Genomic DNA, 22,608 nt, shown 5'->3' on the forward strand with positions numbered 1-22,608 from the left:
TCAAGCCTCGCGGATACGCTGCTTGAACGTGCGGCCGATGGCGTGCACGCCCGGTTGGTACTGCTGCTCTTCAATCGCCGCCAGGGCCAGTTTCAGCGCGGTATCGGCGATCAATGGGTGTTGCTGGGCCATGGCGTTGACCGGCAGCGGCAGGAAGTCCAGCAGTTGCGTATCGCCAAAGGTGCCCAGGCGCAGCGGGCGCGACTTCAACGGGAAGTCATGCAGCGCGTCAAACACACCTTGCAGCAGCACGTAGGAGGTTGTTACCAGCGCGTCAGGCAAATGCCCCAGGCGTTGCAGTAATTGCTCCATCAGTTGTCGGCCACAGTCACGACTGAACGACTCGCCGTGTTCGACGATCACCTCGCCGCTGAAACCCTGCAGCGCTTCACGGAAGCCGGCGGCCCGCTCCTGGCTGATGCTCAGTTCGGGCCGCGCACCGATCAGTGCGATCTGCTTGGGCAGCGGTTGCAGCAGGCTGCCGGTCAGGTGCTGGCAGGCCCGGCGGTCGTCGCTGACCACCGAGCAGAAATCCGCAGCGTCCATCACCCGGTCGATGGCGATCACGGGTAGGCCCTTGGCTTGCAGTTCGCGGTAGCTGTCGTCGCCGGCTGGCAGGCAACTGGCGACAAACAGCGCATCGCAACGGCGGGCGCGAAACAGTTGCAGCAACTGGCGTTCGCTGTCGGCATCATCGTCGGAGCTGGCGATCAACAGTTGATAGCCACGCGCCCGTGCGCCTTGCTCCAGCAGCTTGGCGATGCGTGCGTAACTGGGGTTTTCCAGGTCGGGCAGGATAAAACCCAAGGTGCGCGTATGCCGACTGCGCAACCCGGCGGCCTGGGGGTTGGGCGTAAAGCCATGGGCGTCAACCACGGCCCGCACACGCTCGACGGTGGCGTTGCTGATCCGTTGTTGTGCGGCCTTGCCATTGATGACGTAGCTGGCGGTGGTCACGGACACACCGGCGAGACGTGCAATATCACTGAGTTTCAAACCGGGATTTCCTTGTTTTTTGGAGCGTGCCCCGACATTTTGTCCAATCGTAACCGATTACTGCACACGACCAATGTCCAAGCTCAAGTGCCGAGTGGTTCTTCAAGGATGCTCAATTAACGCGTAATCTGCCATAAATTCTAGATTAAACGTTTCAGCAGGCGTATTTTTACGATCTTCGCTACTGAGTGGCTACTGCCAATTGACTACTCAGTCAGCTATTTTGAAGCGCTATTACCCTGTTTATTCAAAACAATACCTAGTGCGTCCATCGCACTAACTAGGAGAACGGCATGCTTGAGCTCACCCACGAGCAGATTTCCATGGGCCAGGTGGCTGTGGATAAATCTGCAGCCTTGCACCTGCTCGCTGAAAAACTGGTGGCCGACGGCCTGGTCGCCGAGGGTTATCTCAGTGGCTTGCAAGCCCGTGAAGCCCAAGGCTCGACCTTTCTCGGCCAAGGTATTGCGATCCCCCACGGCACCCCCGAAACCCGCGACCAGGTGTTCGCCACCGGCGTGCGCCTGCTGCAGTTCCCCGAAGGGGTGGACTGGGGCGACGGCCAGATCGTCTACCTGGCGATTGGCATCGCGGCCAAATCCGATGAACACCTGCGCCTGTTGCAACTGCTGACCCGGGCCCTCGGTGAGACCGACCTCGGCCAGGCACTGCGCCGTGCCGGTACGGCGCAAGCCTTGCTCAAACTGCTGCAAGGCGCGCCCCAGGAACTGGCGCTGGACGCCCAGATGATCAGCCTGGGCGTGTCCGCCGACGATTTTGAAGAGCTGGTGTGGCGCGGCGCACGCCTGTTGCGCCAGGCCGATTGTGTGAGCAACGGTTTCGCCGCGGTGTTGCAGCAGGTCGATGCGCTGCCCCTGGGCGACGGCCTGTGGTGGCTGCACAGCGAGCAAACGGTCAAGCGTCCGGGCCTGGCGTTTGTCACCCCGGACAAACCGATGCGCTACCTCGGCCAGCCGCTCAACGGCCTGTTCTGCCTGGCCAGCCTCGGCGAAGCCCACCAAGCCTTGCTCGAGCGCCTGTGCGCCTTGCTGATCGAAGGTCGCGGCCAGGAGCTGGGCCGTGCCACCAGCAGCCGCGCCGTCCTCGAAGTCCTCGGCGGTGAACTGCCGCCAGACTGGCCCAACGCCCGCATCACCCTGGCCAACGCCCATGGCCTGCATGCCCGCCCGGCAAAGATCCTCGCGCAACTGGCGAAAAGTTTTGAAGGCGACATCCGCGTGCGCATCATTGATGGCCCCGTCGGCGCGGTGTCGGTCAAAAGCCTGAGCAAACTGCTGAGCCTCGGTGCTCGTCGCGGCCAGGTGCTGGAATTTGTTGCCGAGCCGACGATTGCCGGCGATGCGCTGCCGGCGTTGCTGGCGGCGGTCGAAGCGGGCCTCGGCGAAGAGGTTGAGCCGCTGCCGACCGTGCGCGCGCCACTGGCTGCTGTCGAGGTCGAACCGGTGCTCAGTGCGCCGTCCAGCGGCAGTCAGATCCAGGCCATCGCCGCCGCGCCGGGCATTGCCATCGGCCCGGCGCATATCCAGGTTCAGCAGGTGTTCGACTACCCGCTGCGCGGCGAATCTTCGGCCATCGAGCGCCAGCGCCTGCAAGATGCCCTGGCCGATGTGCGTCGCGACATTCAAGGCTTGATCGAGCGCAGCCAATCCAAGGCCATCCGCGAGATTTTCATCACCCACCAGGAAATGCTCGACGACCCGGAACTCACCGATGAAGTCGACACCCGCCTCAAGCAGGGCGAAAGCGCCGAAGCGGCGTGGATGAGCGTGATCGAAGCCGCCGCCAAACAGCAGGAGTCGCTGCAGGACGCCTTGCTCGCCGAGCGCGCCGCCGACCTGCGTGACATCGGCCGCCGTGTGCTGGCGCAACTGTGCGGCGTCGAAACCGCCAGGGAGCCGAACGAGCCCTACATTCTGGTGATGGACGAAGTCGGCCCCTCCGATGTGGCGCGGCTTGATCCGGCGCGCGTCGCCGGCATCCTCACTGCCCGTGGCGGCGCGACCGCCCACAGCGCCATCGTCGCCCGCGCCCTGGGGATTCCGGCGCTGGTCGGCGCCGGTGCTGGCGTGTTGCTGCTGGCCGCCGGCACGCCGCTGCTGTTGGATGGCCAGCGTGGTCGCCTGCATGTGGACGCCGACGCCGCCACCCTGCAACGTGCCACCGTCGAGCGCGACACCCGCGAACAACGCCTGCAAGCCGCCGCCGCCCAGCGCCATGAACCGGCACTGACCCGCGACGGCCACGCCGTGGAAGTGTTCGCCAACATCGGCGAAAGCGCCGGTGTGGCCAGCGCGGTGGAGCAGGGCGCCGAAGGCATTGGCCTGCTGCGCACCGAATTGATCTTCATGGCTCACCCGCAAGCACCGGACGAAGCCACCCAGGAAGCCGAATACCGCCGCGTACTCGACGGCCTCGGCGGGCGTCCGCTGGTGGTACGCACCCTTGATGTGGGCGGCGACAAACCGTTGCCGTACTGGCCGATTGCCGAAGAAGAAAACCCTTTCCTCGGCGTGCGCGGCATTCGCCTGACCTTGCAACGTCCGCAGATCATGGAAGCGCAACTCCGGGCACTGTTGCGTTCGGCCGACAACCGTCCACTGCGCATCATGTTCCCCATGGTCGGCAGCGTCGACGAATGGCGCGCCGCCCGCGACATGACCGAGCGCCTGCGCCTGGAAATCCCGGTGGCCGACCTGCAACTGGGGATCATGATCGAAGTGCCGTCCGCCGCCTTGCTCGCGCCGGTGCTGGCCAAGGAAGTCGACTTCTTCAGCGTCGGCACCAATGACCTGACCCAATACACCCTGGCCATCGATCGCGGCCACCCGACCCTGTCGGCCCAGGCCGATGGCCTGCACCCGGCGGTGCTGCAACTGATCGACATCACCGTGCGTGCGGCCCATGCCCATGGCAAATGGGTCGGCGTGTGCGGCGAGCTGGCGGCGGACCCGTTGGCGGTGCCAGTGCTGATCGGCCTGGGGGTGGATGAGTTGAGCGTTTCGGCGCGCAGCATTGCCGAAGTGAAGGCGCGGGTGCGTGAATTCAGTCTGAGCGAGGCCCAGGGCCTGGCGCAAAAAGCGCTTGCGGTGGGTTCGCCCGCCGAAGTGCGTGCCCTTGTGGAGGCCGTGTAAATGGCAAGGATTCTGACCCTGACGCTGAACCCGGCGTTGGACCTGACGGTGCGCCTGGCGCGCCTGGAACCGGGCGAAGTCAATCGCAGTGACAACGTGCTGACCCACGCCGCTGGCAAGGGCGTGAATGTGGCGCAGGTGTTGGCCGACCTGGGGCATTCGGTGAGCGTGGGCGGTTTCCTCGGCGAGGCAAATCCCCAGGCATTCAACGCCCTGATCGCCCGCCGTGGTTTTAGTGATGCGTTTATCCGCGTGGCGGGTGAAACCCGCAGCAATATCAAGATCGCCGAACAGGACGGCCGGATCACTGACATCAACGCACCGGGGCCGTTTGTGGATGAGCGGGCGCAAAAGGAACTGCTCAAGATGGTCGAGATTATCGGCCCTGAATTCGATGCGGTGGTGGTCGCTGGCAGTTTGCCGCGCGGTGTCAGCCCACAGTGGTTTCACGGTTTGCTGGTAACCCTGAAAAACCTCGGTTTGAAAGTTGCCCTCGACACCAGCGGCGAAGCGTTGCGCGCCGGTTTGCAGGCGGGCCCGTGGTTGGTCAAACCCAACACCGAGGAACTGGCCGAGGCGCTGGGCAACGCCAGCGATGCCATCAGCCAATTGCATCGATTGGGCGTGGAACACGTGGTGGTGTCCGATGGTGCGGCCGGTGTGAACTGGTACCGCCCTGGCACCGCGCTGCATGCCACGCCGCCCAAGGTCACTGTCGCCAGTACCGTGGGCGCGGGCGACTCGCTGCTCGCCGGGATGCTCCACGGTTTGCTCAGTGGCGACACACCCGAGCAGACCCTGCGCCGCGCCACGGCGATTGCCGCGATGGCGGTGACACAGATCGGTTTTGGCATCAGCGATGACGCGCAGCTGGCGCGTCTCGAAAGCGGCGTCGATGTACGCGCGCTGACAGAACAATAAGAGGGTTTGTCATGAAGTTAGCCATTGTTACTGCCTGCCCCAACGGCATGGTCACCAGTGTGCTGTGCGCCCGCTTGTTGGACGCCGCCGCGCAACGCCAGGGCTGGAGCACCAGCGTCGAAGTGGTCGACGTGCAGCGCCCGGAACGCCAGTTGTCCCAGGCGATCATCGACGATGCCGAGTGGGTGCTGCTGGTCAGCAGCGCGCCGGTGGACATGCAACGGTTCGTCGGCAAGCGTGTGTTCCAGAGCACGCCGGCCCAGGCGCTGGCGGATGTCGAGGCGGTGTTGCGCCGGGGTGCCGAAGAAGCGGTGGTGTATGTCGCCGCCGAACAGGCCACGCCGAATGCGCCGCGCATCGTCGCGGTCACCGCGTGCCCAACCGGCGTGGCCCACACGTTCATGGCCGCCGAGGCCTTGCAGCAAACCGCCAAGCGCCTGGGTTATGACCTGCAGGTCGAGACCCAAGGCTCGGTGGGCGCCCGCACGCCGTTGAGCCCGGAGGCCATCGCCAATGCCGATGTGGTGTTGTTGGCCGCCGACATCGAAGTCGCCACCGAGCGCTTCGCCGGCAAGAAGATCTACCGTTGCGGCACCGGCATTGCCCTCAAGCAGTCCGAGTCGATTCTGAACAAGGCCCTGGCCGAAGGCGTGGTGGAAAGCAGCGCCAGCGCGACGGTTGCCAAGTCGGAAAAGACCGGGGTGTACAAGCACCTGCTCACCGGCGTGTCGTTCATGTTGCCGATGGTGGTGGCGGGCGGGTTGTTGATCGCGTTGTCGTTTGTGTTCGGTATCCACGCGTTTGAACAGGAAGGCACGCTGGCTGCCGCGCTGAAAACCGTCGGCGACCGCGCCTTCATGCTGATGGTGCCGTTGCTCGCGGGCTACATCGCCTACTCGATTGCCGACCGTCCCGGCATCGCCCCCGGCATGATCGGCGGCCTGCTGGCAGGCACCTTGGGCGCCGGTTTTATCGGCGGGATTTTCGCCGGTTTCCTCGCGGGGTATTGCGTCAAGCTGATCACCCGTGCGGTGAAATTGCCCCAGAGCCTGGAGGCGCTCAAGCCGATCCTGATCATCCCGCTGCTGGCGAGCCTGTTCACCGGCCTGGCGATGATCTACCTGGTCGGCCCACCCGTGGCGCGCATGCTGGTGGGCCTGACCGATTTTCTCAGCACCATGGGCACTACCAATGCGGTGCTGCTGGGCATCCTGCTCGGCGGCATGATGTGTGTCGACTTGGGGGGGCCGATCAACAAGGCGGCGTATGCGTTTTCCGTCGGCCTGCTGGCCGCCCACAGCGGTGCACCGATGGCCGCGACCATGGCTGCCGGCATGGTGCCGCCGATTGGCATGGGCATCGCTACGTTCCTGGCGCGGCGCAAGTTTGCCCAGACCGAACGCGAGGCAGGCAAGGCGGCGATGATCCTGGGCATGTGCTTTATCTCTGAAGGCGCGATCCCGTTTGCCGCCAAGGACCCGCTGCGCGTGATCCCGGCGAGCATGGCCGGCGGCGCGTTGACCGGCGCGTTGTCGATGTATTTCGGCTGCGTACTGGCGGCGCCCCACGGTGGGTTGTTTGTGTTGATCATCCCGAATGCGATGAACCATGCGTTGCTGTATTTGCTGGCGATTGTGGCGGGGAGTGTGTTGACTGGGTTGGTGTATGCGGTGATCAAGCGGCCGGAAGTGGTCGAGTTGTCGGTCGCACCTGTTAAAGCCTGACGCAGTCTAAAACGGTGGGAGCGGGCTTGCTCGCGAAGGCGGTGGGTCAGTCAAAGATGTTCTAACTGACCCACCGCCTTCGCGAGCAAGCCCGCTCCCACCGTTTGATCTTCATTGATCGCAAGGCCTGTGTCATATCCGCTTCATCCCTGCATGTTTAAGTTGCCCTTTTGATATTCAAGAGGGCACCTGTATGAGCCACTTCGATCTCGGCCGTCGCCGCGTGATGCAAGCCGTCGGCGCCGGGTTATTGCTGCCGGGCCTGGCGCCGGCGGTGATCGCTTCGGTCAAGGACCGCCCGCAACTCACCGATGGCGTGCAGTCCGGCGACCTGCTTGGCGACCGGGCGATGATCTGGAGCCGCAGCGACCGCCCGGCACGGATGGTGGTGGAGTGGGACACCCGCAGCACGTTCGGCAACCCGCGCAAATCCATCTCGCCCCTGGCCGACCATCGCAGCGACTTTACCGCCCGCGTCGAACTCACCGGGCTGCCCGCCGACCAGGCGATCTTCTACCGCGTGCACTTCGAAGACGCCCAGACCGGTGTCGCCAGCGAACCCTGGTTCGGCCACCTGCGCAGCGTGCCGCAACAGCGGCGCGACATCCGTTTTGTATGGAGCGGCGATACCGTTGGCCAAGGCTTCGGCATCAACCCGGACATCGGCGGCATGCGCATCTATGAAGCCATGCGCCTGCGCCTGCCGGACTTCTTTATCCACAGCGGCGACACCATCTACGCCGACGGCCCGGTGCCCGCGCAGCTCGCGGTGGAGGGCGGACGCGTGTGGCGCAACATCACCAGCGAAGCCAAGAGCAAAGTCGCCGAGACCCTCGATGACTATCGCGGCAATTACCGCTACAACCTGCTGGATGAAAACGTGCGCCGCTTCAATGCCGAGGTGCCGCAGATCTGGCAGTGGGACGACCATGAGGTGGTGAACAACTGGTCGCCGAGCAAGCAGCTCGATGAGCGCTACCGGACCAAGGACATCAACACCTTGGTGAGCCGTGCCCGCCAGGCCTGGCTGGAATATTCGCCGATGCGCCGGCAGAGCGCCGACGGCGGCGGGCGGATTTATCGCAAGCTCGGCTACGGGCCGTTGCTGGATGTATTTGTACTGGACATGCGCAGCTATCGCGGGCCCAACGATGACAACCTGGGCGGCGAAAAAGCCTTCATGGGCCGTGAGCAATTGGACTGGCTCAAGCGCGAACTCAAGGCGTCCACGGCGCAGTGGAAAGTCATCGCTGCCGACATGCCGATTGGCCTGGGCGTGCCGGATGGTGAGGTCAGCCCGGGCGTGCCGCGCTGGGAGGCGATCGCCAACAATGACCCCGGCGCACCGCAAGGGCGTGAGCTGGAGATCGCCGAGTTACTCGGTTTTTTAAGGGCGCAGAAGGTGCGCAACCATGTGTGGCTGACCGCCGATGTGCACTACTGCGCGGCGCATCACTACCACCCGGACCGGGCGGCGTTCCAGGATTTCGAACCGTTCTGGGAGTTTGTTGCGGGGCCGCTGAATGCTGGCAGCTTTGGGCCCAATCCGTTGGATAAAACCTTTGGACCAGAAGTGGTGTTCGAGAAAGCACCACCGGCGCAGAACACTTCGCCGTTTGCCGGGTTCCAGTTTTTTGGCGAGGTGCAGATTGATGGGCAGACGGCGGAGTTGACGGTGATCTTGCGGGATCTGGATGGCGTGTCAGTGTTCCAGCAAAAACTCCAACCTGTCTGACTTGGAATGCAGTCAAAACCTGTGGGAGCTGGCTTGCCTGCGATAGCGGTCTATCAGTAGCAGATATGCAAGCTGACTCACCGCTATCGCAGGCAAGCCAGCTCCCACATTTTGATCTTTAGTGTCTGGCAGAGGTCAGTACACGTCGCGACGGTAACGGCCCTGTTCGATCAACCGCTCCACGGCGTCACTGCCCAGAATATCCGCCAGCGCCTGATCCACCCCGGCCGCCATGCCCTGCAAACTGCCGCACACATAAATCGCCGCACCCTCGGCCAGCCACTTGCGCAGCACATCCGCCGATTCGCGCAGGCGGTCCTGCACGTAGATCTTTTCCGCTTGATCGCGGGAAAACGCCAGGTCCAGCAGCGCCAGATCCCCACTCGCCAGCCAGCCTTGCAGCTCGTCCTGGCAGAAGTAGTCGTGGGCGATGTTGCGCTCGCCGAACAGCAGCCAGTTGCGCTGCTGGCCGTCGGCAATGCGTGCCTTGAGCAGGCTGCGCAGGCCGGCGAGGCCGGTGCCGTTGCCCAGCAGGATCAGCGGCACCGGCGCGTCGGGCAGGTGGAAGCCGCTGTTGCGGCGCAGGCGCAGGCTGATGGCCGAGCCGAGGGCGGCGTGTTCGGTGAGCCAGCCACTCGCCAAACCGAGGCTGCCGTCGGGGTGGCGTTCCTGGCGCACGATCAGCTCCAGCACGCCATCGCTGGCAATCGAAGCAATGGAGTATTCGCGCATGCCCAGTGGCACCAGCGCGTTGACCAGTGCCTGGGCGTGCAGGCCGACCAGATGGGCGCGATGGGTCGGCAGTTGGCGGGTGGCCAGGGCCTGATCGAGGGTGTGCGCGAGGTCGTCGATCAACACGCCGTCGCTGCCGCTCAGGCCGAGGCCTTCGAGGAAGTGTTCGATGGCCCACGGGCAATTGCGCGGCAGCACTTCCACCAGATCGCCTGCCTGCCAGGTCTGCGGCGACGGCGGGGTGAGGCCCAGCAGGTAGACGCTGGCGCCGACGCTGTCGCGGTTGAGTAGGGTGCGTTGGCTCAGGGTCCAGTTTTCGTACTGCGCCGTTGGCCAGGCGGTGGTGGGGGTGTGGCCGGTCAGTTCGCCGAGTTGCTGGTGCCAGTGGCGCAGGGCGGTGGTGTCGCCGCTGTCGACTTCAACCGGGGCGAACAGCGCGTTGCCGCCCTGATTGGTCAGCCAGAAATGCAGGCGCCGGGCGAACCCGCAGAAGTGTTCGTATTGCCGATCACCCAGGGCCAGCACCGAGTAGTTCAGGCCCTTGAGAGACAGGTCCTGGCCGAGCACGCTGCGCTCGAAACCACGGGCGCTGTCGGGCGCTTCACCGTCGCCGAAGGTGCTGACCACGAACAGCGCGTTTTCGGACTGACGCAGGTCGTCCTGGCTGACGCTGCCCAGGGGCTGCACCTTCACTGGCAGCCCGGCGGCCTGCAATTGGCCGGCGGTCTGCCAGGCCAGTTGCTCGGCGAACCCGCTCTGGCTGGCAAAGCCGATCAGCCATGCCGGGGCCTCGCTGCTGTTGGCGCCGAGGTCTTTGCGCGCATCACGCACCTGGCGTTTTTTGCGGCGACGGTCGAGGTACAGCAGCCAGCCGGTGATAAAGAACAACGGCATCAGCAGCGAGCTGACGGTGAGAATAATCCGCCCTGCCAGGCCGAAATAGCTGCCGGTATGCAGGGCGTAAACGCTGGTCAGCAGTTGGGAACCGAGGGTCTTGCTGGCGTAGCGGTCGTGGGATTTGACCTCGCCGCTGGCCGGGTCCAGGTTGATCTGGTTCAGCGCGCGGTCGTGGGGCGAGTCCTGCAGCAGGTAGTAGACAGTGGCCGGTTGCCCGGCAACGGCTGGCATGCGGATGTTGTAGGCGCTCAAGCCAGGACCGGCGCGACTGTAGATGCTGCTCCACAGCGCGTCGTAGTTGGCGATTGGCGCCGGGCCAGCGGGTGGTGGGCCGCGCTTGCGCATGCGTTCGTTCTGCGGCGCGTCGGAGAGCAGTTTGGTCAGGCCCTGGTTGTACCAGTCGTAGGACCAATACAGGCCGGTCAGCGCCGCCAGCAGGTAGGCCAGCAGGCACCACGTGCCAAATACCGAGTGCAGGTCCCAGTTGAAGCTGCGGCCCTTTTTGCGCCAGTCCAGCGTCAGCCATACCCGCCAGTTCGCCACTTGGCGCGGCCAGCGCAGGTACAGCCCGGACAGGCAGAAGAACACCAGGATCAGCGTGCACGCGCCGGTGATGTTGCGCCCGGTGTCGCCCATCACGAGGAAACGGTGAAATTGCAGCAGGAAGCCGAACACGTCCTGGCCGACGGCGTCGCCCATGTAGGCGCCGGTGTACGGATCGAAATAGCGCATCTGCCCGCGGCGCTCGCCCGGTGGCGGGGTGAAGAACACGCGTGCGGCATTGCCGCTATCGTTTTCCACCCAAAGCATGGAGACGGTCTTGCCTTCGGTGGCTTCGAGTTTGCGCACGAGTTCGGCGGGCGGCAGCACACCGGCTTCGCGTTTTTCCACGCTCAGTACCGTGGGGTTGAGCGCGCGCAGGATTTCATCCTGGAACGACACTGCAGCCCCGGTGATCCCCATCAAGGCCAGCACCAGCCCGGCGCTGATGCCGAAGAACCAGTGCAACTGGAACAGGGTTTTCTTCAACACGTCTGACCGCCTCGTCTATCTGGGTATGTAGGACACGGCGCGCATTATGCCGTGGCTTGTCGAGAAACATTCTGTTCAACACGCAAAAGCCCCACGCATCCGATGCGTGGGGCTTTGTGCTGCGTGAGGCTGTTGCTTAGAAGTGGAAGTTGGTGGACAGCAACGCCGTGCGCCCCGCCGCCTGGTTGGCGAAGTGCGAACCGTAGGCCTTGTCGTAGTAGGTCTTGTCGGTCAGGTTTTGCACGTTCAGTTGCAGGTCGACGTTCTTGGTCAGCTTGTAGCTGGCCATGGCGTCGTAGCGGGTGTAGGACGGTACGTAAACCGTGTTGCCCGCGTCGCCGTAAACATCGTCGACATAGAACGCACCGCCGCCGACGGTCAGTTTTGGGGTGATGGCGTAGGTGGTCCACAGGCTGAACGAGTTTTCCGGGGTGTTCGGCATCTGGTTGCCTTTGTTCGAACCCGCGGTGACGACGCCCTGACGGTTGCCGTTCTTGCCAGGATCAACCAGCTCGGCTTTCAGGTAGCTGTAGCCGGCGAACACTTGCCATTGCTCGGTGATCTTGCCGCTGGCTGTCAGTTCCAGGCCGTCGACGCGAGACTCACCGGCGGTTTGGTAGGTGTTGGAGTCCACCAGGATGCGGGTGTTTTTCTTCTCGGTACGGAACACCGCCGCCGACAGGGACAGGCGGTTGTGGAACAGGTCCCACTTGGTGCCCAGTTCGTAGTTGACGGTTTCTTCCGGCTTCATGTCGCTGGTGTTGATGCCGGTCGGGATCGCGTTGCTGTCGACGCCTTCACCGACCAGGCCGCCGGCCGGCGATGCCGAGGTGGCGTAGGAGGTGTAGATGCTGCCGTTTTCCAGCGGTTTCCAGACCAGGCCGGCCTGCCAGTTGAAGAATTGGCTGTCGTCCTTGACCTTGGTACGCCCGGTGGTGGCATTGGTGTTGGCTTCGGTGTCGAAGGTGTCGTAGCGCAGGCCAACGTTCAGCAGCCATTTCGGGTCCAGCTCGATGGTGTCGAACACGTAGGCGGCGCGGCTGGTGGCCTTGGTGTTGGTGCCCATGTAGTTGCGAGCGGTGGCGCCGGTCCAGGCGTCGTCCGGGTTCGGGTTGCCCAGGGAGGTGCAACTGCCGCCGCTGTTGCCGACCATGCCAGGCGTGCAACCGTTGGGCGTCGGGTTGGCGTTCGGCGTCACGGTGTAACCGCTGACGCGGGTTTCTTCACCCGTGAACTCCAGGCCGGTGGAGTAGCTGTGCTTGAAGCCCAGGGCCTGGAAGCTACCGAACAGGTCGGTCTGGTTGGTGGTGGTCGTGGTGGTGGAGACGCGGGTGTTGGCACGACGCCATACGGTGCCGTATTTGTTGACGTTGAGCTTGCTGTCGTCCGGCTGGGTGAGGATGTAGTCCTGGCCGGTGCTGCCATGACGCAGGGTGTTTTTCAGCGTCATGCTGTCGCTCAGATCGTGCTCGATGGAGATCGTGCTGATGTCGGCGCGGGTCTTGCGGAAGTCGCGATCCTTGAGGCCATAGAAGTTGCTGCTGTCGCCGCCGTCGGTGGGTTTGTCATGGCGATGGGTGGTGGCGCTTGCCGAGCCATAACCGTACGGAATGCCCGAATCCGGCAGGTCGTTGCTTTCCATGTGGTAGTAGCTGAGGTTGACGCGGGTCGGGGTGCCCAGGCCAAAGGTCAGCGACGGGGCCACGCCCCAACGGTCGTAGTTGACCGCGTCGCGGCCGGCGACGTTTTGTTCGTGGCTCATCAGGTTCAGGCGGAACGCGGCGCTGTCGTCGAGGAACTGGCGGTTGACGTCAAGCACATAGCGGCGGGTCTGGTCGGAGCCGTAGGTGAAGCCGCCGTTGGTGAAGTCCCGCGCTTGTGGGGTCTTGCTGACCAGATTGAGGCTGCCACCGGCCGAACCGCGACCGCCGAACGAGGAGTTCGGGCCTTTGCTGACTTCAATCGACTCAATGTCGAAGATCTCACGGCTCTGGCCGCCGGTGTCGCGCACGCCGTCGAGGTAGGTGTCGCCCTGGGCGTCGAAGCCACGGATGAATGGACGGTCGCCCTGGGGGTTGCCGCCCTCACCCGCGCCGAAGGTGATGCCCGGTACGGTGCGCAAGGCATCTTGCAGCGAGGTGGCGCCGGTGTCCTTGAGGACTTGCTGTGGCACTACGGTGACCGAACGCGGGGTGTCTACCAGCGGCGCGGTGTACTTCTGCGACGAGGCTTTTTCGACCTGGTAGGAGGTCTGGTCCTGTTCTTCGCCGGTGATGCTGGTGGCGCCCAGGGAGATGGTGTTGCGCTCGCCTTTTTGTTCAGTGTCTTCGGCCGCTTGCGCCAATTGGGCGGCAGAGCTGGCGGTAAGCGCGACGCCGATGGCCGAAGCCAGCAGGCGCGGTGAACTGGCAGGTGTTTTTATTGAAGTGCGCGACATGACGTGTCCTTTCCCCAAGGATGTGAGGCGGCGGAATATAGGGTGAACACGACTTTCTATCAATTGCGATATATTGCTAATTGCACTGAATTTACATTCTTTACACTTTTTGCTTACGGTTTTTACGATCTCATCCGTCCACGGCGTTTTACAGGCTTGATAAGAATCAATACCATTGGCGCCCCTCTGCATTCAGGTACTGCCCATGTTGCTGCACATCCCCGGCCTGTTCTCTCGCGAGGAAGTGCAGCGCATTCGCCAAGCCCTGGAAAGCACCGATTGGGCCGACGGTAAAATCACCGCCGGGCACCAGTCCGCCAAGGCCAAGCACAACCTGCAATTGCCCGAAGGCCACCCGCTGGCCAAGGAAATCGGCGCGGCGATGCTTGAGCGCTTGTGGAAAAACCCGCTATTTATGTCAGCGGCGTTACCGCACAAGGTCTTCCCGCCGCTGTTCAACTGCTACACCGCCGGCGGCAGTTTCGATTTCCATATCGACAACGCCGTGCGCCAGGCCCGGGGGAGTTTTGAACGGGTGCGTACCGACTTGTCGTCCACCTTGTTCTTCAGCGACCCGGAGGAATACGACGGCGGCGAGCTGGAGATCCAGGACACTTTCGGCCTGCAACGGGTAAAACTGCCGGCCGGCGACATGGTGCTGTACCCCGGTTCCAGCCTGCACAAAGTCAACGCCGTGACCCGTGGCGCGCGCTACGCCTCGTTTTTCTGGACCCAAAGCCTGGTGCGCGAAGACAGCCAGCGCACCCTGCTGTTTGAAATGGACGGCGCGATCCAGCAATTGACCGCCGATGTGCCCGACCATCCGGCGCTGATCCAGCTCACCGGCACTTATCACAACCTGTTGCGCCGCTGGGTCGAGGTCTGACATGGGCTTCTTGCTGCGTCGCGAAGAAGTGCTCAACGTCGAACAACTGCAATCGATGCTCGACGATTCCCCGGTACGCGCCGCCCAGGCGATCCTGATGGCGGCGAAAGAAGGCGTGGTGGATGCCCAGGCGCTGCTCGGGCAAATCCTGCTGGAAGGCCGTGGCATTGCGCGGGATGAAGCGCTGGCGCTGTGTTGGTTCCGGATCGCGGCCCAGGGCGGGCACCTGATGGCGCGCAATATGGCCGGGCGGTGTCTGGAACATGGTTGGGGCTGCGCGGTGGATGAAGAGGCAGCTGCGCGGGAATACCGCAAGGGCGCCGAGGCCGGGCTGGATTGGGCCCAATACAACTACGCCAATCTGCTGGCGACCGGGCGCGGTGTTGCAGAGGATCAATCGCAAGCGCTGAGCTTTTATCGCCGGGCAGCTGAGCAAGGCCACGCCAAGTCGATGAACCTGCTGGGGCGTTATCTGGAAGACGGCCGCTTCTGCGCACAGGATCTGGAGGCTGCCGTGGATTGGTATCGCCGTTCAGCCGAAGGCGGAGATTTTCGCGGGCAGTTCAGCTACGCGGCGGTGCTGGCGGACAGCGGCCAGGTCGATGCGGCGCTGGAGTGGTTGCGCAAGGCATTGGCGGGGGGCAATTTGAAGTTTTTACGCACGGCGTGCAAGGCATTGGCTGCGGCGGATGATGCGCAGATTCGCGCAATGGCCGAAGCATATGAGGCGCGTGCTACACAGCTGACTCTGTAAACACCGGCTGTGGCGAGGCAGGCATAACCGGAACACCTGTTACAACGCATCGATGAGCGCGTGCAAAAGGACCATCGCTACGCCTCGCGATCAGGCTTTTTGGCGACGGCGGCGTTGCGTGAGCTATCGGCTTAGCGGAAACAAAAAAGCCCATGACACGTCATGGGCTTTTTTCTTGCAGCTTGCGGCTAAAAACTAACCGCTGCTCTTAAACGTAGAAGGATTTCAGTGGCGGGAAACCATTGAACTCAACCGCGCTGTAGCTGGTGGTGTACGCACCGGTCGACAACCAGTACAAACGATCACCGATCGCCAGGTTCAGCGGCAGGCCGTACTTGTAGTTTTCGTACATGATGTCGGCGCTGTCGCAGGTAGGACCGGCGATGACCACTTCTTCCATCTCGCCTTTCTTCTCGGTCCAGATCGGGAACTTGATGGCTTCGTCCATGGTTTCGATCAGGCCGGAGAACTTGCCCACATCCGTGTACACCCAACGCTCGACGGCGGTACGGGATTTACGTGCAACCAGGACCACTTCGCTGACCAGGATACCGGCGTTGGCGATCAGCGAACGGCCCGGCTCCAGGATGATTTCCGGCAGGTCGTCGCCGAAATCTTCCTTGAGGAAGCGGATGATTTCTTCGGCGTAGGTTTCCAGGCTGTTGGTGCGGGTGATGTAGTTGGCCGGGAAGCCGCCGCCCATGTTGATCAGCTTGAGGTGAATGCCGTCTTCTTCTTTCAGGCGCTCGAAGATCACTTTGACCTTGGCGATCGCGGCGTCCCACACGCTGATGTCGCGCTGTTGCGAACCGACGTGGAACGAGATGCCGTAAGGCACCAGGCCCAGGTCACGGGCGAGGATCAGCAGGTCCATGGCCATGTCGGTCTGGCAGCCGAATTTGCGCGACAGAGGCCAGTCAGCCGTGGTCGAGCCTTCGGTGAGGATACGCACATACACTTTCGAGCCCGGCGCGGCCTTGGCGATGTTGCGCAGGTCGGCTTCGGAGTCGGTGGAGAACAGGCGCACGCCCTTCTCGTAGAAGTAGCGGATGTCCTTGGATTTCTTGATGGTGTTGCCGTAGCTGATACGGTCGGCGCTGACGCCACGGTCCATCACTTTATCCAGCTCGTAGATCGAGGCGATGTCGAAGCTCGAACCTTTCTCTTTGAGCAGGTCGATGATCTCGACGGCCGGGTTGGCCTTGACCGCGTAATAGACTTTGGCGAATTCGAAACCGGCGCGCAGGTCGTCGTAGGCCTGGCTGATCATCGCGGTGTCGATCACCACGAACGGGGTTTCTTGCTTGTCGGCGAACGCCTTCATTTTGTCAAATGTAGCGCGCGCGAAATAATCTTCGACCTGGATCGACATGCTGGGAACTCCTAAGGGCAAACTAGATTGATCAATGGGTGCAAATGAACGTCCTCCGTATCCCCACTTTGGTTCGCCTACTTCCCAAGGCATGTCGCCGAAAGCAAAAAGGCCATGGGATCTACCGCTTCCCTTGGCCTTGCTGTCTCGTCGTCAGTACTTGAGCCGGATGGATCGTTTCCAGCATGGACGTTCGGCGCGAACTTTAGGGCGTGAGGGGCTTGAGATCAACTAAAAATGTCGCGTTTTTGCACGCGTTCGTCGCGAGCACCCGTGCAGCTACTTATGTAACCGACAGGTGTGACGGAATGATGTTCCCCGGATGGGGCAAATTGGGGTGTTTCAGACCCAATAGAGATCCAATGTGGGAGCGGGCTTGCTCGCGAAAGCGGACTGTCAGTCACAGCAACTACAACTGACAGACCGCTTTCGCGAGCAAGCCCGCTCCCACAGTTTTGACCGAGTGGTGTCAGGTCAAGCCAGTACGGTTTCGGCAGGCGAAACGATACTGGTCTTGCCACCCCGGGACTTACCGGAACTCAAGTACTCGGCAATCGACTCCTGGGTCACTTCCCCAAGGAACACCCGCTCCGCATCCATCACCGGCAACCACGAGCGATTGAACTCGTACATGCGCGACAACAGGATGCGCAAATGTTCGTCATACGCCGCCGTGGCGTTGAACTCGCGCAGGTATTGGCCGCAAGTACCGCTCTGGCGGTGCAGGTCGCGACGTCGTACATACCCCAGTGCCTTGTTCTCGGCACAGGTCACCACCACGTAGCGGCGGTCGTGTTCGTCCATCAGCTCCAGCGCGTCGGCCACTGGGGTTTCCGGGCTCACCGACGGGGCGTTGTCCGCCGCGTCCTCGGCTTTGACCAGCAGCAGGCGCTTGAGAGTGCTGTCCTGGCCTACGAAGTTGCTGACAAATTCGTCGGCCGGGTGGGCGAGCAGGGTGTCCGGGTGGTCGATCTGCAACAGCTTGCCGGCGCGGAAGATGGCGATCTTGTCGCCCAGCTTGATGGCTTCGTCGATGTCGTGGCTGACCATGATCACGGTCTTGTTCAGCGCGCGCTGCATCTCGAAAAACTCGTTCTGGATCATCTCGCGGTTGATCGGGTCGACTGCGCCGAACGGCTCATCCATCAACAGCAACGGCGCATCGGCCGCCAGCGCACGGATCACGCCGATCCGCTGTTGCTGGCCGCCCGACAGTTCACGCGGGTAGCGGTGCAGGTACTGCTTGGGCTCCAGCTTGATCATGCTCATCAATTCGCGGGCGCGGTCGTGGCATTTCTGTTTGTCCCAGCCGAGCAGTTTCGGCACGACCACGATGTTTTCCTCGATGGTCATGTTGGGGAACAGGCCGATCTGCTGGATCACATAGCCGATGTTGCGACGCAGGGTCACTTCGTCGAGGTCGGTGGTGTCTTCGCCGTTGATCAGGATCTTGCCCGAGGTCGGCTTGATCAGGCGGTTGATCATTTTCAGCGTGGTGCTCTTGCCGCAACCCGAGGGGCCGAGGAATACACAAATTTCGCCTTCGTTGACGGTCAGGCTTACATCGTTCACGGCGGTGACAGTCTTGCCGTTGCTTTGGAAGGTCTTGGACAGGTTTTGAAGTTCGATCATTTGAGCAATCCTTTTGGAGTCAGCGAGCGTTGCAGCCATTGCAGAAGCAGGTCGGCGAAGATGGCCAGGAGACTGACCAGCACGGCGCCGACGATCAGCATCGACATGTCGCTGCGGCTGATGGAAGCCAGAATAAGTACACCCAGGCCACCGGCGCCGATGGTGGCGGCGATGGTCATGACACCGATGTTCATCACCACGGCGGTGCGCACACCGGCGAGGATCACCGGCACGGCAATGGGCAACTCGACCATGCGCAGGCGCTGGCCGAAGGTCATGCCGATGCCTTTGGCGGCCTCGCGAATGCCCGGTTCCACGCCCGTCAGGGCCAGGTAGGTGTTACGCATGATCGGCAGCAGGGAATAGAGGAACACGGCGGTGATCGCCGGCATTGGCCCCAGGCCCTGGCCGAATTTGGAGTAGAACGGCAGCAGCAGGCCGAACAGGGCGATGGACGGCACGGTCAGCAGCACCGTGGCGCTGGCTTGCAAGGGGCCTGCGAGGCTCGGAAAGCGCGTCATCAGGATGCCCAGGGGCACACCGATCAGGATCGCGAGGATCACGGCGACGCCGACCAGGGTGATGTGCTGCCAGGTCAGATGCAGGACTTGGGCCCAATCAAGATGGGAAAAGGCGTTCAGGAATTCCATGTCTTCTCCTCTTTAGTTGAGCGGATGCTGGCGCAGGAAATCGGCGGCAACAGTGGACGGGCTTTCGTGGTCGACATCGACCCGCGCATTCAACTGGCGCATGGTTTCATCGTCGAACAGTGCAGCGAGCGGTTTGAGGTCGGCGGCCAGTTGCGGGTGGGCGTCGAGATAAACCTGACGTACCACGGGCGCTGCGGTGTAGTCCGGGAAGTAGTGCTTGTCGTCCTCCAGCAGCTTCAATTTGAACGCGTTGAGGCGACCGTCGGTGGTGTAGACCAAACCGGCAAACACCTGGCCGTTACGCAGCGCGGTGTAGACCAGGCCGGCGTCCATTTGCCGGGTGTTCCTGCGGGTCAGGTTCATGTCGTACAGCTTGACCATGCCGGCCAGGCCGTCGGAGCGGTTGGCGAACTCAGTGTCCAGGGCCACCAGGCGATGGGCCTGGTCGTCGGCCGCCACGGCTTGGGTGAGGTCGCTGATGCTGTTGATCTCGGGGTGCTCGGCGGCCACTTTTTCTGGCAGTGCCAGGGCGTAGGTGTTGCTGAAGCGCGATGGGGAGAGCCAGACCAGGCCTTTTTTCGCGTCGAGTTCTTTCACTCGGGCGTAGGACTGTTCGCTGTCGAGCTTCTCGTCCACGTGGTTGTAGGCCACCAGCGACACGCCGGTGTATTCCCAGATCAGGTCCAGTTGTCCGCTTTCCTGGGCACTGCGCGCCAGGTTGCTGCCCAGGCCGCCGGTCACGCGGGTGTCGTAACCCTTGGTGCGCAGGTACTGGGAGGTGATTTCGGCAAGCAGGGTCTGTTCGGTGAACACCCGGGCGCCGATGCGGATGACCGGTTTTTCAGCGGCTTGCGCAATGCCGGCGAGCAGCAGGACGCAGCCTAATATCAAGCTAAGTTTTTTCATGTCGATTCCTTTGCCAAGCCTTAAGACGGACGCAACCCGCGTTCCAGCCAGAGGCGGCTGGCCATGGTCACCAGACCGTCAAGCAGCAATGCCAGCAACGCGGTGCACGCGGCGCCAAGCAGCAATTGCGGCTGATTGTTCAGGGCGATGCCAGGGAAGATCAGGCTGCCCAGGCTGTTGGCGCCAATCAGGAACGCCAGCGGTGCGGTACCGACGTTGATCGCCAGGGCCACGCGCACGCCGCCGATGATGATGGGCACGGCGTTGGGCAATTCCACGCGAAACAGCACCTGGCGCGGGGTCATGCCGATGCCCGTGGCAGCTTCTTTCAGGGAGCCCTGGACGTTTTTCAGGCCTTCGTACGTGTTGCGCACGATGGGCAGGAGGGAGGCGAGGAACAGCGCGAAGATCGCCGGGCCGCTGCCGATACCGAGGACGCCGAGGGCGATGGCCAGGACGGCCAGGGGCGGGACGGTGTTGCCGATGTTGAAGATCTGCATGAAGCGTTCTGCGCGCCCGACCATGTTCGGTCGGCTGAGCAGGATACCGGCGGGGATGCCCACAACAAGGGCGGCCAGCATGGAGACTAGAACGAGGATCAGGTGTGCTTGCAGGTAAAACAACAAATCGTCGCGGTACAGTTCGATCGTGTTGATGCCGATCCAGTGGACCAGCAGGGCCAGGAGCGCGACGACAACCGCACCTCCTATCAGCCCTTTGCCATAGCGAATAGCCACAGGCGGACTCCTTTTTTTCTTCTGTCGGCGAGCACATTCCTTCGTGGCATGCCATTCCTGGCTGTCGGCGAATGTGGTCGCGAAAAGCAGCTCGTCTATACCGGCAACGCGGTATCAATCCGAGCCATGAGCGCAGCCTCGTCAGGCTAACTTGCTGATTTATCAGCCCCTGTTCCGAGTGCGGTAGCAGGGGAGTGGACGTCTCGACCTTTTAAAAGGTTCCATACTTGGCAGCATTTAGCCACCCCCAATCGGGTGAACGGTGGTCCGGTGGCTGGGGTTTGCGCTATACTCGCCGCCCTTTTTTGACTCACCTGCCAGGCGATTTCCCATGACCCACCAGGCCGCCGAAGTCGCGAAACGCCGCACTTTCGCCATTATTTCCCACCCCGATGCCGGTAAAACCACCATCACCGAGAAGCTCTTGCTGATGGGCAAGGCAATCGCGGTGGCCGGCACGGTGAAATCCCGCAAATCCGACCGCCATGCCACCTCCGACTGGATGGAAATGGAAAAACAACGGGGTATTTCCATTACCACGTCGGTCATGCAGTTCCCGTATCGCGAGCACATGGTCAACCTGCTCGACACCCCGGGCCACGAAGACTTCTCCGAAGACACCTACCGCACCCTGACCGCCGTGGACTCGGCGCTGATGGTCCTCGACGGCGGTAAAGGCGTCGAGCCGCGCACCATCGCGCTGATGGACGTGTGCCGTCTGCGTGACACGCCGATCGTGAGCTTCATCAACAAACTCGACCGCGACATCCGCGACCCGATCGAGCTGTTGGATGAAATCGAAGCCGTCCTGAAGATCAAGGCCGCGCCGATCACCTGGCCGATTGGCTGCTACCGCGACTTCAAGGGTGTGTACCACCTGGCCGACGACTACATCATTGTCTACACCGCCGGCCACGGTCACGAGCGCACCGAAACCAAGATCATCGAGAAACTCGACTCGGACGAAGCCCGCGCCCATCTGGGTGACGAGTACGACCGTTTTGTCGACCAGTTGGAGCTGGTGCAGGGCGCTTGCCACGAGTTCAACCAGCAGGAATTCCTCGACGGCCAGCTGACCCCGGTGTTCTTCGGTACGGCCCTGGGCAACTTCGGTGTCGACCACGTACTCGACGCGGTTGTCGACTGGGCGCCGAAGCCGTTGGCCCGTGTTGCCAACGAGCGCACCGTGGAGCCTGTGGAAGAGAAGTTCACCGGCTTTGTGTTCAAGATCCAGGCGAACATGGACCCCAAGCACCGCGACCGCATCGCCTTTATGCGCATCTGCTCCGGCAAATACGAAAAAGGCATGAAAATGCGCCACGTGCGTACCGGCAAGGACGTGCGCATCGGCGACGCCCTGACGTTCTTCTCCTCCGAGCGTGAACAGCTCGAAGAAGCCTACGCCGGCGACATCATCGGCCTGCACAACCACGGCACCATCCAGATCGGCGACACCTTCACCGAAGGCGAAGCGCTGGGCTTCACCGGTATCCCGCACTTCGCCCCGGAACTGTTCCGTCGCGTACGCCTGCGCGACCCGCTCAAATCCAAGCAACTGCGCCAGGGCCTGCAGCAGCTCGCGGAAGAGGGCGCCACCCAGGTGTTCTTCCCGGAGCGCAGCAACGACATCATCCTTGGCGCCGTCGGTGTGCTGCAGTTCGATGTGGTGGCCAGCCGCTTGAAAGAGGAATACAAGGTTGAGTGCTCGTATGAGCCGATCACCGTGTACTCCGCGCGCTGGATCGATTGCAGCGATAAGAAGAAGTTGGAAGAGTTCTCCAACAAGGCCGTGGAAAACCTCGCGGTGGACGGCGGTGGGCACCTGACCTACCTGGCCCCGACCCGGGTCAACCTGGCGCTGATGGAAGAGCGCTGGCCGGATGTGAAATTCCGCGCGACCCGCGAGCACCATTAAGGGCTGAGCGGTAAAAAAGGGTGAAGCTGTGATGGCTTCACCCTTTTTCATGCCCACACAAAACCAACGGTGGGAATGGGCTTGTGTGGGAGCGGGCTTGCTCGCGAATGCGGTGTGCCATTCACAGAAT

15 protein-coding genes and 1 pseudogene are annotated in these 22,608 nt (G+C 62.5%); 8 read left to right on the plus strand and 8 right to left on the minus strand.

Going from position 1 to position 22,608, the window contains the following annotated elements; all coding sequences use genetic code 11:
- Positions 1-996 carry a catabolite repressor/activator gene (cra, locus tag AC3ISR_RS04100; protein ID WP_463983215.1) on the minus strand — a complete coding sequence of 332 codons (996 nt, stop codon included), beginning with the start codon at positions 994-996 and terminating at the stop codon, positions 1-3.
- A 293-nt stretch (positions 997-1,289) separates the two neighbouring features.
- Here cra and ptsP point away from each other — a divergent pair, with 293 nt between their 5' ends.
- The 4 genes from ptsP (at position 1,290) to AC3ISR_RS04120 (ending at position 8,528) form a co-directional block, all read left to right on the plus strand.
- Positions 1,290-4,148: a phosphoenolpyruvate--protein phosphotransferase gene (ptsP, locus tag AC3ISR_RS04105; protein WP_463983216.1), complete on the plus strand. Its 2,859-nt coding sequence runs from the start codon at positions 1,290-1,292 to the stop codon at positions 4,146-4,148.
- Entirely contained in the window at positions 4,149-5,069 is a 921-nt protein-coding gene (gene pfkB, locus AC3ISR_RS04110; RefSeq protein WP_192297729.1) for a 1-phosphofructokinase, read from the plus strand. It abuts the gene before it with no gap.
- An 11-nt stretch (positions 5,070-5,080) separates the two neighbouring features.
- Positions 5,081-6,793 carry a PTS fructose-like transporter subunit IIB gene (locus tag AC3ISR_RS04115; protein WP_192297728.1) on the plus strand — a complete coding sequence of 571 codons (1,713 nt, stop codon included), beginning with the start codon at positions 5,081-5,083 and terminating at the stop codon, positions 6,791-6,793.
- Positions 6,794-6,986: 193 nt separating this feature from the next.
- The gene (locus tag AC3ISR_RS04120; protein ID WP_463983217.1) at positions 6,987-8,528 is read left to right on the plus strand and encodes an alkaline phosphatase D family protein; all 1,542 of its coding nucleotides are present in this window, start codon (positions 6,987-6,989) and stop codon (positions 8,526-8,528) included.
- Between the two features lie 135 nt (positions 8,529-8,663).
- On the opposite strand, the gene AC3ISR_RS04125 is transcribed toward AC3ISR_RS04120, so the two are convergent.
- Positions 8,664-11,189, minus strand: coding sequence for a PepSY domain-containing protein (locus AC3ISR_RS04125; protein WP_463983218.1), 2,526 nt, complete (start codon positions 11,187-11,189; stop codon positions 8,664-8,666).
- 136 nt (positions 11,190-11,325) lie between these two features.
- On the minus strand, positions 11,326-13,626 hold the full coding sequence (locus AC3ISR_RS04130) for a TonB-dependent receptor (protein ID WP_463983219.1): 2,301 nt from the start codon (positions 13,624-13,626) through the stop codon (positions 11,326-11,328).
- 205 nt (positions 13,627-13,831) lie between these two features.
- Between AC3ISR_RS04130 and AC3ISR_RS04135 the strand changes: the two genes are divergently transcribed.
- From AC3ISR_RS04135 to AC3ISR_RS04145, 3 genes and pseudogenes are all read left to right on the plus strand, one after another.
- Positions 13,832-14,512 carry a Fe2+-dependent dioxygenase gene (locus AC3ISR_RS04135; protein ID WP_192297724.1) on the plus strand — a complete coding sequence of 227 codons (681 nt, stop codon included), beginning with the start codon at positions 13,832-13,834 and terminating at the stop codon, positions 14,510-14,512.
- A 1-nt stretch (position 14,513) separates the two neighbouring features.
- Complete coding sequence (locus tag AC3ISR_RS04140) at positions 14,514-15,266, plus strand: tetratricopeptide repeat protein (protein ID WP_463983220.1); 753 nt, start codon at positions 14,514-14,516, stop codon at positions 15,264-15,266.
- 27 nt (positions 15,267-15,293) lie between these two features.
- Positions 15,294-15,401 (plus strand): annotated as a pseudogene (locus AC3ISR_RS04145) (type II toxin-antitoxin system HicB family antitoxin); the annotation flags it as partial.
- Positions 15,402-15,474: 73 nt separating this feature from the next.
- Here the strand turns inward: AC3ISR_RS04145 and AC3ISR_RS04150 are convergent.
- The 5 genes from AC3ISR_RS04150 to AC3ISR_RS04170 form a co-directional block, all read right to left on the minus strand.
- Entirely contained in the window at positions 15,475-16,638 is a 1,164-nt protein-coding gene (locus tag AC3ISR_RS04150) for a type III PLP-dependent enzyme (protein WP_016986476.1), read from the minus strand.
- Between the two features lie 474 nt (positions 16,639-17,112).
- The gene (locus AC3ISR_RS04155) at positions 17,113-18,270 is read right to left on the minus strand and encodes an osmoprotectant ABC transporter ATP-binding protein OsmV (RefSeq protein WP_463983221.1); all 1,158 of its coding nucleotides are present in this window, start codon (positions 18,268-18,270) and stop codon (positions 17,113-17,115) included.
- Positions 18,267-18,920, minus strand: coding sequence for an ABC transporter permease (locus tag AC3ISR_RS04160; protein WP_192297720.1), 654 nt, complete (start codon positions 18,918-18,920; stop codon positions 18,267-18,269). The genes AC3ISR_RS04155 and AC3ISR_RS04160 overlap by 4 nt, the downstream gene beginning before the upstream one ends.
- A 12-nt stretch (positions 18,921-18,932) precedes the next feature.
- Positions 18,933-19,826, minus strand: a complete 894-nt coding sequence (locus AC3ISR_RS04165; RefSeq protein WP_463983222.1) for a glycine betaine ABC transporter substrate-binding protein — start codon at positions 19,824-19,826, stop codon at positions 18,933-18,935.
- Positions 19,827-19,846: 20 nt separating this feature from the next.
- On the minus strand, positions 19,847-20,563 hold the full coding sequence (locus AC3ISR_RS04170) for an ABC transporter permease (protein ID WP_025856261.1): 717 nt from the start codon (positions 20,561-20,563) through the stop codon (positions 19,847-19,849).
- 331 nt (positions 20,564-20,894) lie between these two features.
- On the opposite strand from AC3ISR_RS04170, the gene AC3ISR_RS04175 reads away from it, so the two are divergent.
- Positions 20,895-22,478, plus strand: coding sequence for a peptide chain release factor 3 (locus tag AC3ISR_RS04175; protein ID WP_192297717.1), 1,584 nt, complete (start codon positions 20,895-20,897; stop codon positions 22,476-22,478).
- Positions 22,479-22,608 lie beyond the last annotated feature (130 nt).

Source organism: Pseudomonas sp. GL_117 (genome assembly GCF_057835125.1).

Coding starts and splice junctions, on each gene's coding strand:
- pfkB (WP_192297729.1), top strand. CDS start 4,149: ATGGCAAGGATTCTGACCCTGACGCTGAACCCGGCGTTGGACCTGACG.
- AC3ISR_RS04130 (WP_463983219.1), bottom strand. CDS start 13,626: ATGTCGCGCACTTCAATAAAAACACCTGCCAGTTCACCGCGCCTGCTG.
- AC3ISR_RS04160 (WP_192297720.1), bottom strand. CDS start 18,920: ATGGAATTCCTGAACGCCTTTTCCCATCTTGATTGGGCCCAAGTCCTG.
- ptsP (WP_463983216.1), top strand. CDS start 1,290: ATGCTTGAGCTCACCCACGAGCAGATTTCCATGGGCCAGGTGGCTGTG.
- AC3ISR_RS04115 (WP_192297728.1), top strand. CDS start 5,081: ATGAAGTTAGCCATTGTTACTGCCTGCCCCAACGGCATGGTCACCAGT.
- AC3ISR_RS04135 (WP_192297724.1), top strand. CDS start 13,832: ATGTTGCTGCACATCCCCGGCCTGTTCTCTCGCGAGGAAGTGCAGCGC.
- AC3ISR_RS04120 (WP_463983217.1), top strand. CDS start 6,987: ATGAGCCACTTCGATCTCGGCCGTCGCCGCGTGATGCAAGCCGTCGGC.
- AC3ISR_RS04175 (WP_192297717.1), top strand. CDS start 20,895: ATGACCCACCAGGCCGCCGAAGTCGCGAAACGCCGCACTTTCGCCATT.
- AC3ISR_RS04165 (WP_463983222.1), bottom strand. CDS start 19,826: ATGAAAAAACTTAGCTTGATATTAGGCTGCGTCCTGCTGCTCGCCGGC.
- AC3ISR_RS04140 (WP_463983220.1), top strand. CDS start 14,514: ATGGGCTTCTTGCTGCGTCGCGAAGAAGTGCTCAACGTCGAACAACTG.
- AC3ISR_RS04155 (WP_463983221.1), bottom strand. CDS start 18,270: ATGATCGAACTTCAAAACCTGTCCAAGACCTTCCAAAGCAACGGCAAG.
- AC3ISR_RS04150 (WP_016986476.1), bottom strand. CDS start 16,638: ATGTCGATCCAGGTCGAAGATTATTTCGCGCGCGCTACATTTGACAAA.